Source organism: Exiguobacterium sp. s181, from assembly GCF_018617125.1.
GTDB lineage: Bacteria > Bacillota > Bacilli > Exiguobacteriales > Exiguobacteriaceae > Exiguobacterium > Exiguobacterium profundum.
This window is the reverse complement of sequence record NZ_JACSJM010000002.1, coordinates 722,981-740,115: the sequence shown is the minus strand read 5'-3', so window position 1 is coordinate 740,115 and position 17,135 is coordinate 722,981. Positions and strand designations below refer to the sequence as shown.

The window sequence follows — 17,135 nt, the reverse complement described above, 5'->3', positions numbered from 1 at the left end:
CCAAAAAAAATTCGTGCTCCTTAGGAAAGGAGCACGAATCATTAATACACATCTTTTTGGGTAAAGTGGTAAAACGCATACGCCAAGGCGGCCATCGACCAAATGAGAATGACGAGGAGCGAAAACGGTAACGTCATCCCATCGATTGGGGGAGCCTGTCCTTCCAAATAGGTATGAAGACCGAAGTTGACGTTCACCAGGTATTTCGAGCTATCCCAGTTTGAGCCAAGCGATGTCAAGAGTGGCCCTGAGATGAGGACAGCCATCATGATTCCGATTCCAGTCGCCGTATTTTTCACCAAAACAGAAATCATGAGAGAGATTGTCCCGACCGCAGCCACCACGAGCCATGAAAGCCCCATCGACATAAGCAAGTACTCCCACATCGGCAACGTATGCACAAAGTCGGTCGAGAAGGTTCCGGTCGGCGAAGCTTGGAAACCGGTCAAAATCGGAGCATTCCATCCGTCCCAGCCGAGAACGATGCCGGATATGGCGTAACTGACGACGGCGGTCACAAATATTAAGATCGATGTATAAAGGAGCGTCGTCAGCCATTTGGCGAGTAAGATCTTATATCGCCGGACCGGTCGCGATAACAACGTCTTAATCGTTCCATCGTTATGTTCTCCGCTCACGATATCTGCCATCAATACAATAATGAACAGCGGTAGGACAAGCGTAGTCCCTTGGGAGAAGAAGACACGCATAAACGTCGGAGCTCCCGGATAATTCGGATTGATATCATTATCAAGATAATACTGATTCTGTTGGACTTGGAACTCAAGAATCTGCCGAAACTCGTCTTGGACGTTCGCGGAGGCGAGTCGGTTTTGTGTATCGATGATCTCTTGCTGGAGATCGACACGCCAATCAGTCGTTCCTTGTTCTTCGCGTTGTTTCTCGATTTGACGATAGTTCGCATACGTGAACATCGAAACAAGCACGATCAGGATGATGGAGACGACCATCAATCTGCGTTTCCGATGAATCTTGAGCACTTCATTACGAATGAGACCGAGCATCGATGGATTAGGCAATGTGATCACCGCCTGTCAACGTGATAAAGAGGTCCTCTAACGTTTGGACTCGGCGCTCGAGTCCGAACACCTCGACATCTCTTTCCATCAAATATCGATTCAACTTCGCCGTCTCTTCCACGTTCATGGAAATACGAATCGTTCGCTCGTCCACCACGTCCGCTTGGTCGATTCCTTCGTACCCTTGAACGATCGGTAATACTTCGAAGCTATTCGTTACATGTAAGTCGACCGTTGACGCGAGTTCTTCAATCAAAGCATGGACCGTCCCCACCTTGACAATCTTTCCTCGCGACATGATGGCGACTCGGTCCGCTAGTAGTTCAATCTCGGCCAGGATATGACTCGATACGAGAACACTCAGTCCCGTTTCTTCAACGAGTCGACGAATGAAAAGTCGTAAATCTCGAATCCCCATCGGATCGAGCCCGTTCGTCGGCTCATCCAAGATGAGCACCCGTGGATTGTTTAATAGCGCCTGGGCAATCCCGAGTCGCTGTCGCATCCCGAGAGAGTACGTCTTCACTTTATCATCGATTCGAGCGGTCAAATCGACGAGGTCAATGACTTCTTGGATTCGCTTATCATCGACTCCAGGTAACATGCGTGCGAACGCTTCTAAGTTCTCACGTCCGGATAAAAACTTATACAGCTCTGGATTCTCGACGATTGCGCCGATTTGACTCATCGCTTGGACAAATTGTTTGTCGACACGATACCCACAAATCGATACATTTCCTTTCGTCGGTTTGATCAAGCCAACAATCATTCGAATCGTCGTCGTCTTCCCGGCGCCGTTCGGTCCTAAAAATCCGAAGACCTCACCCGGGTAGACGTCTAACGAAATGTTATCGATAATCGTCTTTTTTCCAATCACTTTTGTAAGTTGATGTAGCTTTAACGTCGGTTCCATTGTCTCACCTCTTTCCTTATTCTATCGGACAAAAGTGAATCTGTCCTATTCGAACATTCACATAGGGCACATCCACACATTTTTGATATGATGTTCATATAGAAAGCGAGGTCAGCCCATGAAACAGTCGAAATGGTATGCATTTTTAAGTGGCGCCGTTCTTTTAACGGGAATCGCCTTATATGGTCTATGGATCGGCTATCAGGATATTGTCAATCCGCCGGAGCGAACACTTTCCGTCTCCGAAGACGAACGCCCTGAACCACAAGGAGACGTCTACGTCGCATTAGGCGATTCGTTGACACGCGGTGTCGGGTCAACATCAGGCGCAGGATATGTACAGCCTGTCAGCACTGCTCTTGAAGAAGAAGGCGTACGTACGCAAAACCTTGCCGTGTCTGGGGCACGAACAGAAGATTTACTCACACAACTCGAGCAACCTGAAGTGCGTCGAACGATTGAGAACGCACGATATATCACGTTGACCATCGGTGGAAACGATTTGTTCAACCGTGGGGAAAACGTCGATAACTTCGAATCCGTCGATATTCAACAAGTGGTCACGGATGCGAAGACGAATTTAGAAACGATTTTCACTGAAATTCGTTCACTCAACGATTCGGCAACCATCGTGTATATCGGTCTATACAATCCGTTTCAAAATGATGAGAATGGACAAGCATTCAATCAGCTCATCCTCGATTGGAACGCATCAGCGAAACAATTGGCGAATGCGCAGAATATCGATGTGATCGACCCGTTCGCCTACATCTCTGACTTATCAAGAGATTTAGCGACCGATCAGTTCCACCCGAGTGACCGTACGTATGAGAAATTCGCGAATGATGTACTCTTCGTTCTCGAATAAACAAAATCCTCGTCAGCTTGACGAGGATTTTTTACTTCTCATATCGAACAATCCACTGTTCCCCTTGTTTCATCATGCCCGTCCCGACCCAACCGGCTTGAAGCAACTCAACTTGTCGCCCACGATTTTCCATCGGTACATCTTGCGCAACTGATGTGGGATGCCACGAACGATGCATCTCTTTGTAAAAGATATAGCGGAGTTTCCCGCCATACTTTTCTTTCAACGCCCCGATTCGGAGTCCAAGCGTGAACTTGTCTTTCATGCTTGGAATATTGAACGGTGCGACAGTCGCACAGACGACATCGAAACGGTTATCCGATTCAACTTGTTTCATTAGTAGTTTGCCCAAATGTGTCTGTAGTCCATATCCACGGAAGTCTGGATGGACGTTCGTCACTTCCTGATACAGGACACGTTCAAGCGAATCCTCCGGCCATCCGATATCTCGCCCTAGATGCTCCGCATCAATCGGTGGGATGAGCATCGCTCGGAACGCGATAATCCGACCATCTGATTTTGCCCCAATCAACGTCTGATCCGTCAACAGTTTCGTGAACTCTTCAACCGATAACGATTGATAGTGCTCCGGTTCAGCCAACGCCTGAATGACCGTATCTTGAACGGTTAACAGTTCCGGTAAATCGGACAAGCCTAGGACGCATACATGAAGTGAAAGGTCTTTGATCTCACCTTGCCACATGCGACTCATCTCCAACCACGTAAGATTCCGTCGTCAATTCACGTAACACGTCCTCATCGACGTCAATACCGAGTCCCGGACGATCGTTCAGCGAGATGATTGGTAAATCATATGATAAGTTTCCTACATCTTTCCCGAACCGGAGCGGACCCGTCAACTCGACCGTCTTCACGATTTTACTCGAGAAAGCGACATGGAATCCTGCACTCGATGCAATGGAGGATTCGACCATAGAACCAATCTGGCATTCGATTCCGGACATCTCCGCCATATGGACCAACTTCTTCGCTGGATAGATGCCACCGCACTTCATCAGCTTGATGTTCGCTTTATGGGCTGCCTGCATCATCGTCAAGCGTCTCATATCGTGAATATCTTTCAACCCTTCATCCATCATGAGCGGGACGGAGATTTTTTGTTTCACTTCGAGCATGCCTTCAAAATCATCCGCCTTGACCGGTTGTTCGACCCAATCGATGCCATACGGTTCGAGTAGACGCATGGCTTGAACCGTATTGGCCGCGTTGATCCATCCCTGGTTAACGTCGACTCGAATCGGCACGTCATTTCCTACCGCTTCCCGTACCGCTTTGACACGCGCCACGTCCGTTTGCACATCGACTCCGACCTTCATCTTCACTGCCGTATAACCTCGTTTCATTTGTTCGAGTGCCTCTTGTGCCATATGGTTCGGCTCTCCGATACTCAAGACGTGCGTGACTGGGAATGACTCATGGTACCGACCGCCAATCCATTCGTAGATTGGTTGATTCAGCTTTTTCCCGATCACATCATGACACGCGATGTCAAGTGCTGCTTTGGCAGCCGGAACACCACGAATCGCACGGTCCATCTCGTCATGAATATGCTCTAGGTGCATCGGATTTTTTCCGATTAAGAGCGGAGCCAATAGATGACGGAGTACACTGACCGTGCTCTCAGCGGACTCACCCGTCACATGCTCATCCGCCACGGCTTCTCCATAACCGACAAGTCCACATGCGGTTGTCATTTTGACGATGACAGAAGGCATATCATCATAACGGTGATAACTGACGATGAATGGTACCTTTAATGGAAAGCGAACCGAGAAAATTTCTATTTTTTGAATATTCATGTTCATCACTCCTTTACTTCAACTGTCCTTTCCTCTATATTGTCGTTATATAGTCGCTAAATTGCAAGGGGGATTTTACATGTCCATCCATATCGCCGTTGTCGGCTCACCATCGTTTTTACAGCAGGTACAGAACGGTTCTTCCTTACCCGATGTTCGAATCGAGGGATTTCCTTATGATGACCCGCGAGAAGCGAAAGACATCGCTACAAAACTCCTATTTTTTGACGGAGTGTTCTTCTCCGGTTCATTCCCTTATACGTATGCGATGGAGGAAGCGAACCTTCCATTTGCCCATCACGTCGTTCAAGATGATGTCGTGTTATTGACGTCACTTTTATACGTGACATTGACACAACAGCTCCGAATCGAAGAGCTCTCCATCGATCTCGTTGATGCGTCACGACTTGAATCAATTTTAGCATCGTTTCCAAGCCACATGTCGCCACCGCAAGTGAAAGAACTTAGTCCGTATATGAATTTCGAAGAGTTGATTTCGTTTCATGAGCAACTTCAACGAACTGGGACGACTCGATTCGCCTTGACAAGTGTCGAACGAGTCCATCGACACTTAGTGGAAAATGGTTTTGCTAGTCAGCTCATGATTGAGCCAGAAGAGAGAATTTTCCACCACTTCCATGATTTTATTCAACAGATTCGATTGAACAAATCAGACCAGTCACAACTCGCCGTGCTCTTCTACTCGGATGCCAGTGAAGATACGCTCAACCATGTGACAACACATCATTATTTCGGTGGTAAATTGATGGAGACCACTCAAGACGGTATCGTCCTATTATCGAGTAAAGGAAAGATTGACTCCGCCATGTCAAACGGTTCCATCTTGTCAGAGAACATTTCTGGTCATGTAGGGATCGGGTATGGGTCCGATTATCAACGCGCCGTTGAGCATGCCGAACTTGCCCTTCATACGACAAACAATGCCGCTATACGCATCGTCGACGATTCAAAACGAATGACGTTCACCGACCAACCGGCACCGATTCATTTCCGCGTCACGCAAACGCGTGTCTATGACATGATGAAACAGACGGGTATGAGTCCGACCAATATCGAAAAGCTCATTCATTTTTCAATGGACCATCTCGAGTTTACAGCGAAAGAGTTGACCGACCATTTGAATGTGACACGTCGCACGACAGAGCGACTCATCAAAAAATTGGTTGATGCAAAACTCGTTCATCCGATTGGCGAAGAGATGAGCTACAGCCAAGGTCGTCCGCGCACCGTCTATAAATTTCAATTCCCGGTCGATTGACGACCGGGAATCGTTTTATTGAGCCGCTTGTTCCGCGACAGGTTCTTCCTGTTGAATGACCGCGATGCGCTCAATCGTATATCCCGTGAAGGCATATACAATCGAAATGACCGGTACAATGAAGTTCAAGACGGCATACGGTGCATATTCGAATGCTCCGACCCCGAGTGTGCCGAGGATGAATACCCCACACGTGTTCCACGGGATAAACACGGAAGTCAACGTTCCTCCATCCTCGAGGGCACGAGATAAGTTTTTCGACTGTAATCCCATTTTTTCATACGCTCCAGCAAACATGCGTGACGGGACGACGATTGAGATGTACTGCTCCGAGCACGTCGCATTCGTCGCAACTCCCGCTAAAATCGTTGAAGCGATCAATGAACCTGCCGTTTTCGCCAACTTCAAAATTTGGTTCATAATGGATTGTAGCATCCCCGAATATTCTAAAATCCCACCGAACGTCATCGCGACGATGGTCATCGAGACCGTGTACATCATCGCATCAAGACCACCTCTACTGAAGAGGTTATCGACCAGTTCATTACCCGTATCAATGACATAGCCACTTTGAAGAGCGCCTACGCTGTCTGCAAGCGTTCCGCCTTGAATGAACACTTGAGCCAAGAAACCTAGGGCAATCCCGACGACGAGTGCTGGAATCGCCGGCACCTTCTTTGCGACGAGCAAAATGACGGCGAGTGGAACGAGGAGTAACCATGGTGAGATGACAAAACTGTCCTCTAAAATCGTCAATGTCTGTGTGATTTCAGACGAGTCTGTCGAAGAATCTGCAAATCGTCTACCGAGCCATGCGTATACCCCGAGTGCAATGATGAGTCCTGGAATTGTCGTATAGAGCATGTGTCGAATATGTACGAATAAATTCGTATGAGTTAATCCTGCCGCCAAGTTTGTCGTGTCTGACAAAGGCGACATCTTATCCCCGAAGTAAGCTCCTGAGATGACCGCCCCCGCTACCATCGGCGCCGGTATCCCCATACTCAGCCCGATGCCCATCCCCGCTACTCCAATCGTCCCCATCGTCGACCATGAACTCCCGATTGAGAGCGCGACGACCGCACAGATGAGACAAATCGTTAACAAAAAGTATGCCGGTGAGATGATCTTCAGTCCGAAATAGATCATCGTGGCAACAATTCCTCCACCGATCCATGCCCCAATCGTCAACCCGACCAAAATGATGATGACGACTGCCGGTAAGGCGAGACGAATCCCTTTATACATCATCTCTTCAATCTCTTTCCACTTGAACCCGTGACGCCAGGCGACGATTGAAGCGACTGCCGTTCCGACGATGAGCGGGATGTGTGGTCCTTGACCGAGCTTAACGATCGAGATGAGCATGACGACGATCATCACCCCGAGTGGCAAGAGCGCCCACCCTAACTTCATGTCTTGCTTATTCCCCGTTGTTTTCATCTAACTTCCTCCCCTATAGCGAAAATTCAGAATTGTCGTTATATTGTCGCTAATAACGTTATGATAGCGCTTACAAGGAGTGGATGCAATAAAAAAATGAGTGGACAGACATCTGTCTATCCCACCCATCTTGATTTATGTTGCTGCAATCCGGAGCGCATCCGCGAGCAGGCGTGCCCCATCTTCTAACGCGTCACGGTCAAACGTCATATGCGGATGATGAAGACCTGGACCTAAATCAGCGCCGATGCCAATCATCGTTGCATCAAGTGACGGTTTCTCGACGGTATAAAAATGAAAATCATCGCTACCTGACGTGACGATCCGTTCAACGAGAGCCGACTCACCGAAGCGTTTCTCAATCGCTCGCTTGGCGATTTGGCTAGACTCTTCCCCAACGACGGCTCCCGGTGTAAAGTCTTGCCACTCCCATTCAAGTTTCACACGATGAAGCTGGCCGACCTGGAGTAACATGTCTTCGACACGATTGCGCAGTTCGAGCAATTCTTCATTTTGTTGGGCACGGACGTCAATCGAGAACGTCGCATTTCCTGGAATGATGTTCATGTTGTCACTCCCGGCGTGTACCTTCGTCAACTTGACAGAGTGCGGCTCAAACGGTGACAAGTAAATGCTTTTAAGCATGTGTTGAATCGTGAAGATGACATCGAGTGCGTTTTGTCCTTGATGTGGTCTCGCACCATGCGCATCATCCCCAATGACCTCTCCCTTTAAGAAGAAGGCAGCACCATGTTGAATCGCCGCCGCATATTGTCCCCTTTTCAACTCTTCTTGTGGACGTAAATGGATTCCGAATAGTTGCGTCACGTCCTCTAACGCCCCTCGTTCGATCATGGCGAGCGAACCATTCCCTTGCTCTTCGGCAGGTTGGAAGATGAAACGGATTCGCTTTTGTAACGTTTCGTCTTTCAACTGTTCGAGCGCACCGAGTACCATGCTGATGTTCGCGTCGTGCCCACATGAATGGTTCGCTCGAAACGTACCGTCCACTTGTTGCCATAACGCGTCGATATCGGCGCGGACCGCAATCACTTCTTCTCCCGATCCAATCTCCGCGATTACTCCGGTCACGTCCTCAAACGTTCGATGGGGAATCGACCAGTCTGATAAGATGGATGCGATTGTTCGAGTCGTCTCGACTTCTTTCCAACTGATTTCTGGATGAGCATGGAAATGCTCAAACCACTTGAGTACGCTTGTCATATGTATCTCCACACCTTTATATTTTTTTGACACCTTTGATCAAAACCCATTGAAGCGGGAGTCGTCCCCATGTAATCCATTTCGGAATGACCTTCCCACCGATTCTAGATGGCTTGACGGCCATGTTGATATTTGCCGGGAAGACGGCGATAAAGAATGCCGGTAGCGTCCGTTTCACGAACGATGTTCCCTTGTTGAGTAAGAGCATCGCCCCGAACACGACTTCAACGACTCCGCTTAGTTGCACCATCAGTCGGCGGAACGGCCAAGATTTCGGAATAATCGACATGAACGCCTTCTCTCTTACAAAATGTAAAATTCCTGCCCCGAATAGTAACACCCCATATAAATTTCGTACCATAACTCATCCTCCTTTTGTATAAGCATAGCAAAAAAGGCGGGCATATTGCCCACCTTTTACAATGCAGAACCGTTCGCATTTTGAATCTCGACTTGAACCGTCTCCGTTTTTCCGTCCCGGATATATTCGATGTCGACCGTTCCGTCCGTATCGCGAATCAATTCACTACGGAGGTCGATGAACGAGCTGACGTCTTTGTCATTGATTTTCACGATGACGTCACGTGCCTTAAGACCCGCTTTCGCAGCTGAACTATTTTGTTGCACTTCCACGATGATTGTTCCCGCCGTCACCGATTCAGGCAAGTTGATTTGTTCCGTCAAGTAACCTTGAGGGAACTCTGATACGTCACGAAGTGAGACGCCGAGTGACGGATGATTCACTTCTCCCGTCTGTTCGATTTGATTGATGAGCGGAAGGGCGATGTCGACTGGGATTGAGAATCCGACTCCCTCGACTTCTGCTGTCGCAATTTTCATCGAGTTGATTCCGACGAGTTGTCCTTCTTCGTTGATTAACGCACCACCTGAGTTACCTGGGTTGATGGCCGCATCCGTTTGAATGACCTCGGCATTGAAGTCGGCCTGTCCGTTCTCATCCGTATCGACGGGTACGAGGCGTGACGTCGATGAGACGACACCGCGTGTCACGGAGTTCTCGAATTGTCCAAGCGGATTCCCGATGGCGATGACCGTTTGACCCGGTTTCAACTCGCTCGATTTGCCGATTGAGATGACGGCCGGTACTTTGTCAGCGTCCACTTTCAAGACGGCCAAGTCATACGTCGCGTCACTTCCCATGAGTGTCGCTTCCGCAGTCGTTCCGTCATTAAAGGTGACCGTCAGCTTGTCCGCTCCGTTGACAACGTGATGGTTCGTCGCGATAAATGCCGAGTCACCTTCTTTTTTATAGATGACACCTGATCCGACTCCAGCCTCGACCGCCTCACTCGAGAATCCGCTTTGGGCGAAGTTGTTTACAGTCACGACGGCCGGTTGAGCGGTCGCGACGGCATTTGTGACCGAAGAATCGGATACGTTCGATGACGTTTGGACCGGAGTCCCTTGCGAGGTCACGTTTGTGTCACTCACACTCGTCGCGGGTTGGTCGATGAACGGATATGCGATTGCGCCCGTCAACAACGCTCCGATGACTCCACCGACAAGTCCCGGGAACATACTGCTGACGAATGACGGTTTTGATTGTGTTCGTACTTTTGTCTCTTTTCGGTTGGATGAACCGAGTTCTGTATCTAACCAATCTTTTTGTTGCTCTGATTCATGTAATTGATCGTGTTCATTTGATTGATCGTGACGATCCATAATGATTCATCTCCTCTGTGTTATCTTCTACCCTTACTATAACGAAGAGGAACACTCATTTATAAAATAATAAATGAATTACAAGATTCTTCACATTTTACGTCATTTCATTCAGACAATCACATTTCTTAATGTACCGAGACCTTCAATCGTCACTTCGACCGTGTCTCCCGTTTGTAGATACGTCGGTGGCGTCATCCCGTGCCCAACTCCGGCTGGTGTACCTGTCGCGATGATGTCACCCGCTTCGAGCGTCATGCCTTTCGACAGTGTACGAATGAGTTCATCAATCGGACGAATCATATCGGCTGTCGTCCCATCTTGACGCGTCTCCCCATTGACACTTGTTTTGATTTGGAGAGGGAACTGGAGCTCGTCCGCTGTGACGACGAACGGTCCCATCGGACAAAACGTATCGAACGACTTGCCACGGAAGAATTGGACATGTTCTTTTTGCACGTCTCGAGCCGTCACATCGTTTAGAATGGTGTAACCGAAAATGTGCTCCTCGACCGCTTCGATGTCTCGTCCAGACTTGCCGATGATGACGGCGAGCTCACCTTCATAGTCAAGTTTTTCCGTCAATTCAGGATGACGCTCAATGACCGCTTCCGGACCGACGACCGAGGTCGGTGCTTTCGTGAAGATGACGAGTTTCCCTGCTCCTGCTGTATCCATCTCTTTCACGTGTTCTTCGTAGTTTTTGCCGATACAAATCACGTTTTTCAATGGACGGTACGGGGCGAGTAGTTTCACATCCGTCATTCGGTATGAGGGCGCCACGTCCAAATCGATATCTGGTTCGAACTCACGCGCGATCACTTCTAATAAATTTGTCGTATGTACTTGATTGCTGACATCGTAGACGAAATCGCCTTTGACAATCCCCACTCGTTGCTCTTCCTGCATCTCAAAACTACACCATTTCATTAAAACTCCCCCTTTTTCATCATTATACAAAAAATCGAGACATCTCTGCCTCGATTATACTTTATTCAAAAAGATGATTCGTTGATTACTCGATCCTCGAAAACGAAGTCCCATATCTCGTAGCGACTGCTCGTAACGACCGTCGACGAGCACATCGGCGTAGTCCAACACGGTTTGAATCGCTTCGTCATGCATCGCTTCCAACTGTTCGAGCGTATAACCCGTATACACCCACACATTTTTACCGAGCGACTTACATGCCGTGACGAGTTTTGCTAACGCTGACGATTGAAGAAACGGTTCGCCTCCAGAAATGGTCACCCCGTCCCAACCACTGAGCTTGACGCGCTGAACAAGTTCCTCTACTTCGACATCCTCACCCCCGGTTGGATTCCACGAGGAAGGATTGTGACACCCTTTACAGTGATGCGGACAGCCAGCAGTAAAGATGACCGTCCGAATCCCCGGTCCGTCAACGACGGATTCTTCAACGACGGATAGAATGCGCATCATGTTTCACCCTCGCCCGCTCTTCTTCTCGCTTCGCCGTATTCCAACGGTTCATCGTCCCGACCAAATAACCGGTGATGCGGCGGATTCGTTCAATGTTTGTATCCTCGCCACACGTCGGACAGGCATCGTCAATCAGTCCTTCTAACCCACAATTTCCGCAACGATCGACCGGATGATTGATGGAACCGTAGCCGATATCATGCTGTCGCATCAAGCGGACAATCGATTCCACCGCTTCCGCATTGTGGGCAAGTGACCCATCGACTTCGACATATGAAATATGTCCCGCGTCACACAATGTGTGATACGGTGCCTCGATTCGGATTTTCTCACGAATTGATACAGACTGATAGACCGGCACGTGGAATGAATTTGTATAAAAGGCACGATTAGTGACACCTTCAATCATCCCAAACGTTTCCTGGTCTCGCGTCACAAATTTACCTGACAATCCTTCTGCCGGTGTCGCGAGCAACGAAAAATTCAAGTCGTACGTTTCGGCTGCCGCACGCATGCGATTGGCCAAGTGCGTGACGATATCGAGACCGAGTCGTTCCGCTTCACGCGACTCAGCATGTGTACCTCCCGTCAACACCTTCAACGTTTCAGCGAGTCCGATGAACCCGAGTGAGAGCGTTCCTTGTTTCAGCACATCTCGGACTTCATCATGAATATGTAACTGCTCACTTCCACGCCAGACCCCTTGTGTGTAGAGGAAACGGAATTCTTCAGCGCGACGCGTACATTGATACTCGAAACGCTCAATCAACTGTTCGATCCCGATGTCGACATAGCGGTTGAGAATGCGGTAAAAATCCGAGATCGACTCCGAGATCAGTGCCATCTTCACCAAGTTGAGTGTGGAAAAGGAAAGATTGCCACGACCGATCGACGTCTCTTCTCCGTGTCGGTTTCCCATGACCCGAGTGCGACAACCCATGTACGCCACTTCAGATTCATGTGTCCCATCATAGTAAGCGGCATTGAACGGGGCATCGATGAATGAGAAGTTCGGAAATAACCGTTTGCCTGTGACCCGACACGCTTCACGGAAAAGATCGACGTTCGGATCGTCCTCCCGAAAGTTGATTCCTTCCTTCACTTTAAAGATTTGAATCGGAAAAATCGGAGTCTCTCCGTTCCCTAACCCACGTTCCGTGGCACGAAGTAACTCTCGAATGAGGATACGTCCCCACTTTGATGTGTCCGTTCCATAATTGATCGAAACGAAAGGCACTTGCCCGCCCCCTCGTGAGTGCATCGAGTTCGCATTGTGGATGAACGCCTCACACGCCTGATACGTCGCCGAAATCGTCTCTTCTTCCGCGAGTGTCTCCAATTGCGTTTCTTCCCAGTCAACGGGTAAGGATTGAAGTCGGCTCAGTTGACGCTCATATGTCTTCTCGACATACGGTGCCAAGTCGACGTCAAACATTGGGAAGGCCTGCCCCCCATGCTGCATGTTTTGATTCGCTTGAAGGATGATCGACGCGAGTGCCATGGCAGAGCGAATGTCCTTTGGCGACCGGATCGTCCCATGTCCCGTATGGAAGCCGTCTTTCAACAATTGACCGAGTGGAATTTGACAACATGTCGTCGAGCCTGTGATGTAATAGTCGGCATCGTGCACGTATAAAAAGTTATCAGTGACGGCTTGTTTTGACCGTTCCGACATCAAATACGTCTGCGATAGTTCTTTCGACACTTCTGAAGAGAGTCGTGCTAGTTTTCCGAGTGGGGATTTCCCGTCCACATTCGCATTCTCTTGTACCAAGTCTTGGTCTGGTAAGACGCAGACGTCCTCATACAACTGCAGTAATTTCAAAACGCATCACCTCACTATATATGGATTCAAAACATTCATATTCGTTTTAAGAATCCTATATATAGATTATGGCATGTGTTTTTCTCGATGGTCACGAGTCGATATTGTGACAGTTTACGTGTGATCATACGATAAAAAAGAGCCTCGTCTTCGGTAAGACAAGGCTCTACGTTATATGTGACAAACATCATTTATTTAACCGCTTTTACAACTTTTAATTCGACTTCTTCTTCTAATTCTTGTGCTTCACGGAGACCTTTCGAGTTCAACCACGTATAGATGGCTCCCATGAAGAGCGCTCCACCGATGATGTTACCGAACGTCGCAGGAATCAAGTTATGAATCGCACCTGCCATGCTGATCGTCTCAGGGTGTGGGACGACGAGCGTCAAGGCGAACAAGACGAAGTTGGCGATGACGTGGTCGAATCCTGAAGCGAAGAAGACCGCGACAAGGAAAATCATCGAGAAGATTTGAGCGAACTCATTTTTCATTTGTTTCGGTAAGAAAATAGCGAGACAGACCATCCAGTTACAGAAGATGGCGCGGAAGAAAATTTCAACCGTCGTATGATGCATTTTACTCTCAACAACGGAGAACAACCAGTTGTTCATCCCGAGTTCTTGGATGACGCCAGTCGGTGCAAGTAGTAAGGCGAATAGGATTCCCCCGAGTGCGTTCCCGACGAAGCAGAGCAACCAGACGAGCATCGTGTCGCTGAGCGTCGTATAACCACGAAGCGTCGACGTTGTGAAATACATCGTATTTCCCGTGAACAACTCAGCTCCCCCATAGATGATCATGACGAGCGCGATCCCGAACGAGAAGCCTCCGATGAGTGTCGTGAACGGAGATTCCGCTAAATACATACCGTTGACGACTTTCAACGTGAAGATTGAGGCAAAGCCGATAAAGATCCCGGCTAACATTGCCCGTAAAAAGTATTCCATTGGACGATAATGAATCATTTGCGAGGAAGCCTGTGCTTTTTTCCGTAATGATTCGAGTGCATGGATTTCCATTGATGCCATGTCACAAACCCTTCTTTCTGAATAATTAAATAGGAAAGTATCAGTTCGAATATGTGAAATCATTAACAATATAAACTGTACAGTCTCTGTTGGCAATCCTGTCTTGCATGAATTGACAGAGTGTTCACATCGTAATCGTTTACATATGGCGGATTTGTGACAAAGAAAAATTCTCCCTATTTTCGGGAGAATAATAAGACAAAGTTTATGAAACCAATCGTTCAGATAAGGGAATAATTCTTTTTCATGAGTTCATCAAATGTTAATTTTAATCTTTACTCTACATGAAGCGTTTCATGATTAACAATCAAAAGTTGTCCACTCCTACAAAATCTCCTAGCACATCTTCATAACCCACGACTGCAAAGTCTTGTTTTGTGAACTCTTCTAAATCTCCAAACTGACTTTCTAATTCATCGTTCGGTAGAATACAAAGATATCTATTCAATCCTTCGACCTGATCCAGCAGGATTGCCTTTTCTTTAACAGGTAAAAGCGATTGTATCGATTTGTATGACATATAATACACCTCACTCAATTTTATGAATTGCATTGTAATGTTCTTCTGTAATCACTACATTTTATGATAGTTCAATAAATATATATTAACTGTCTCTTGGTCGACTATTGCAATTCAGACATTGTAAATTTTATCAGTGATATTCCTTTCCGATTCTTATCTTAGTGAAATGAATTTCAGCGCTTGCTGGAGGGAAAAGCAAATTACATACAAATACCTCTGTTTCTTCAAGTACATAGCTTGTTATACTAACATCATGCATAAAATAGGGGAGCTGTAATCTGCTTAATTCTCTTACAGGCACTATTCGATCGTCGAGTGGAGCAGATATGTCTACTTTTATACAACCTAAAAATTCAATCTGATGGTGATAATTTTCATTTTCTTCTTCGATTATTAGTAAAACTTCATCTCCAAAATAACGGCAATCGAATCCTAAAACGCGCGCATCCCAGTAGTATATTTTTTCGATTTCTCTTAATATTTCCTGAGCTTTCATTTTTTCACCTTCTGTATGGAATATGTGCTGCTTAACTACGTGGCTTCACAAGTTTTAAATGGTTTTAATAATTTTGATTGTATAAATGAACATCATGATACAAAGCTATATGATCTGGCTAAATTTACTCTTATTCTAACTCTACGGACTGTATTTCTCACATCGATAAACCCGCTATTATCAGTTTATATAATTCTAACAAAGAGTCATCATGAGTAGACCCCCAAACCTCATCATACATATCATTTTTCATAGTATCTATGTAACTCGACTATGCGTTAAAACATGCTCAAACTGAGGCCCTCATAATTCATTTTTCGTTTAAATAATCTATGTAAAATTTTTGAGGTAAATTCTTTGTTAATTCTTCAATAGATTTATATTTTTTTTCATTAGAAAACAAAATAAACCCAAGTCCATCTCCATCTATTTTAATAAAAGAAGTTGGTATACTCATATCAATTAAAGGTACAAATTGAGTTCTAGAGAACAGCCACTTACCATATTTCTTTAAAGTGAAATTCAATTTATCTTTAAAGATAATGTTATAAAACCCATTTTGAGCAGACATCCAGTACGTTTCGTTAATCAAAAACCTTAAATCTTTTTCGTTTTCTATTTTTGCATTGCAGTAATAAATAGAATTCTCATCCCCAGAGCAATAGTTCATAGAATATTTAATTTTCCTTGAATCCATTTTTTCAACCATCTCATTATCCTGACTTATATTTTTAGATAATATAAATGTTATGACTATTGGATATACGTTTTGGTAAACCAAAAAATCAATTAAAGCTTTTTGGTTATCGATAATAGTTAAATCATCATAACTAGTGATCTCATAAACCTTTTTAATTTCACCTATAATGAAATAATTATCTAAATTATCTTCAATCTGCTCTAATAGACGCTTCCTTTCAATAATTGTAAGCTCTTGCATAGCGATCACCTTTGAGTTTTCAGTTTAAAGACCTTGTAATTTAAATCAGCTGTTTTTTCTATTAATTTTTATGATGGTCGGGGACTATAAAAGTTATATTGAAAAATTAGTGATTGTGAAATGGTTACTCTCTTATAGACTTGCTTTATATATTAGTAAGCAAATTAGATTACAAGAAAACAAAATGACAATGTGAAACATAATGTTCTTCGTTATACTCTTCTAAACACATTTTTAAACACTTAGCATCCTCACTTAATTTCGTTTCAAGCAAAGAATATCCTATGAAAGTGATTTGATCAGGAAAAGTTATATAATCCACATCAGTAATGACATCCCAAAAGGCATCCCAATTTTCGCCGTAATGATCAGGAAGATGAAGACTTTCTTTTAATATCTGATGTAGTTCCGATGAAGAAGTAATGTTACTTAAATCGATATATAAATGCGACATATATTGTCTCATCTCCAGCATTTATCTTATTAATCATCTAAGATGCATTAAGTTATGAAAAAAATTCATTTAATAAGTTCCAATGAGTTTTTCGTGTCTAATATTTATGCCAATACTTATTATCACTCAACATTCTCAGTCATAAATCAATTA

The 17,135-nt window shown here is 45.9% G+C and carries 18 protein-coding genes; 2 read left to right on the top strand and 16 right to left on the bottom strand.

What is annotated here, in order from left to right:
* Positions 1-41: 41 nt before the first annotated feature.
* Both KNO70_RS10260 and KNO70_RS10255 read right to left on the bottom strand, forming a co-directional pair.
* Positions 42-1,040, bottom strand: coding sequence for an ABC transporter permease (locus KNO70_RS10260; protein WP_078146813.1), 999 nt, complete (start codon positions 1,038-1,040; stop codon positions 42-44).
* Entirely contained in the window at positions 1,033-1,953 is a 921-nt protein-coding gene (locus KNO70_RS10255; protein ID WP_078146812.1) for an ABC transporter ATP-binding protein, read from the bottom strand. The genes KNO70_RS10260 and KNO70_RS10255 overlap by 8 nt, the downstream gene beginning before the upstream one ends.
* 118 nt (positions 1,954-2,071) lie before the next feature.
* Between KNO70_RS10255 and KNO70_RS10250 the strand changes: the two genes are divergently transcribed.
* Positions 2,072-2,821 (top strand): GDSL-type esterase/lipase family protein, encoded by a 750-nt coding sequence (locus KNO70_RS10250; protein ID WP_078146811.1) that lies wholly within the window; start codon positions 2,072-2,074, stop codon positions 2,819-2,821.
* Positions 2,822-2,852: 31 nt separating this feature from the next.
* On the opposite strand, the gene KNO70_RS10245 is transcribed toward KNO70_RS10250, so the two are convergent.
* Positions 2,853-3,524 carry a hypothetical protein gene (locus tag KNO70_RS10245; protein ID WP_078146810.1) on the bottom strand — a complete coding sequence of 224 codons (672 nt, stop codon included), beginning with the start codon at positions 3,522-3,524 and terminating at the stop codon, positions 2,853-2,855.
* Positions 3,511-4,641, bottom strand: coding sequence for a mandelate racemase/muconate lactonizing enzyme family protein (locus tag KNO70_RS10240; RefSeq protein ID WP_078146809.1), 1,131 nt, complete (start codon positions 4,639-4,641; stop codon positions 3,511-3,513). The genes KNO70_RS10245 and KNO70_RS10240 overlap by 14 nt, the downstream gene beginning before the upstream one ends.
* 79 nt (positions 4,642-4,720) lie before the next feature.
* On the opposite strand from KNO70_RS10240, the gene KNO70_RS10235 reads away from it, so the two are divergent.
* Complete coding sequence (locus tag KNO70_RS10235) at positions 4,721-5,920, top strand: hypothetical protein (RefSeq protein WP_078146808.1); 1,200 nt, start codon at positions 4,721-4,723, stop codon at positions 5,918-5,920.
* A 15-nt stretch (positions 5,921-5,935) separates the two neighbouring features.
* Here the strand turns inward: KNO70_RS10235 and nhaC are convergent, their stop codons facing one another.
* The 12 genes from nhaC to KNO70_RS10175 all read right to left on the bottom strand — a co-directional run bounded on the left by nhaC (position 5,936) and on the right by KNO70_RS10175 (position 16,982).
* Entirely contained in the window at positions 5,936-7,336 is a 1,401-nt protein-coding gene (nhaC, locus tag KNO70_RS10230; protein ID WP_371816102.1) for a Na+/H+ antiporter NhaC, read from the bottom strand.
* A 162-nt stretch (positions 7,337-7,498) separates the two neighbouring features.
* Entirely contained in the window at positions 7,499-8,587 is a 1,089-nt protein-coding gene (locus KNO70_RS10225; RefSeq protein ID WP_078146806.1) for an amidohydrolase, read from the bottom strand.
* 16 nt (positions 8,588-8,603) lie between these two features.
* Positions 8,604-8,948, bottom strand: coding sequence for a DoxX family protein (locus KNO70_RS10220; RefSeq protein WP_078146805.1), 345 nt, complete (start codon positions 8,946-8,948; stop codon positions 8,604-8,606).
* A gap of 56 nt (positions 8,949-9,004) precedes the next feature.
* On the bottom strand, positions 9,005-10,270 hold the full coding sequence (locus tag KNO70_RS10215; RefSeq protein ID WP_214731370.1) for a S1C family serine protease: 1,266 nt from the start codon (positions 10,268-10,270) through the stop codon (positions 9,005-9,007).
* Between the two features lie 111 nt (positions 10,271-10,381).
* Complete coding sequence (locus KNO70_RS10210) at positions 10,382-11,200, bottom strand: fumarylacetoacetate hydrolase family protein (protein ID WP_214731368.1); 819 nt, start codon at positions 11,198-11,200, stop codon at positions 10,382-10,384.
* A gap of 54 nt (positions 11,201-11,254) precedes the next feature.
* Positions 11,255-11,710 carry an anaerobic ribonucleoside-triphosphate reductase activating protein gene (nrdG, locus tag KNO70_RS10205; RefSeq protein WP_074037124.1) on the bottom strand — a complete coding sequence of 152 codons (456 nt, stop codon included), beginning with the start codon at positions 11,708-11,710 and terminating at the stop codon, positions 11,255-11,257.
* On the bottom strand, positions 11,688-13,538 hold the full coding sequence (locus KNO70_RS10200) for an anaerobic ribonucleoside triphosphate reductase (protein WP_214731366.1): 1,851 nt from the start codon (positions 13,536-13,538) through the stop codon (positions 11,688-11,690). Before KNO70_RS10200 ends, nrdG begins: the two co-directional genes overlap by 23 nt.
* Positions 13,539-13,729: 191 nt before the next feature.
* Positions 13,730-14,560 (bottom strand): formate/nitrite transporter family protein, encoded by an 831-nt coding sequence (locus KNO70_RS10195; RefSeq protein ID WP_041918029.1) that lies wholly within the window; start codon positions 14,558-14,560, stop codon positions 13,730-13,732.
* Positions 14,561-14,876: 316 nt separating this feature from the next.
* The gene (locus KNO70_RS10190; RefSeq protein ID WP_143404758.1) at positions 14,877-15,089 is read right to left on the bottom strand and encodes a hypothetical protein; all 213 of its coding nucleotides are present in this window, start codon (positions 15,087-15,089) and stop codon (positions 14,877-14,879) included.
* A gap of 133 nt (positions 15,090-15,222) precedes the next feature.
* On the bottom strand, positions 15,223-15,588 hold the full coding sequence (locus tag KNO70_RS10185; RefSeq protein WP_214731364.1) for a hypothetical protein: 366 nt from the start codon (positions 15,586-15,588) through the stop codon (positions 15,223-15,225).
* A 310-nt stretch (positions 15,589-15,898) separates the two neighbouring features.
* Entirely contained in the window at positions 15,899-16,528 is a 630-nt protein-coding gene (locus KNO70_RS10180; protein WP_214812455.1) for a hypothetical protein, read from the bottom strand.
* A gap of 169 nt (positions 16,529-16,697) precedes the next feature.
* Complete coding sequence (locus KNO70_RS10175; protein WP_214684400.1) at positions 16,698-16,982, bottom strand: barstar family protein; 285 nt, start codon at positions 16,980-16,982, stop codon at positions 16,698-16,700.
* Positions 16,983-17,135: the final 153 nt, after the last annotated feature.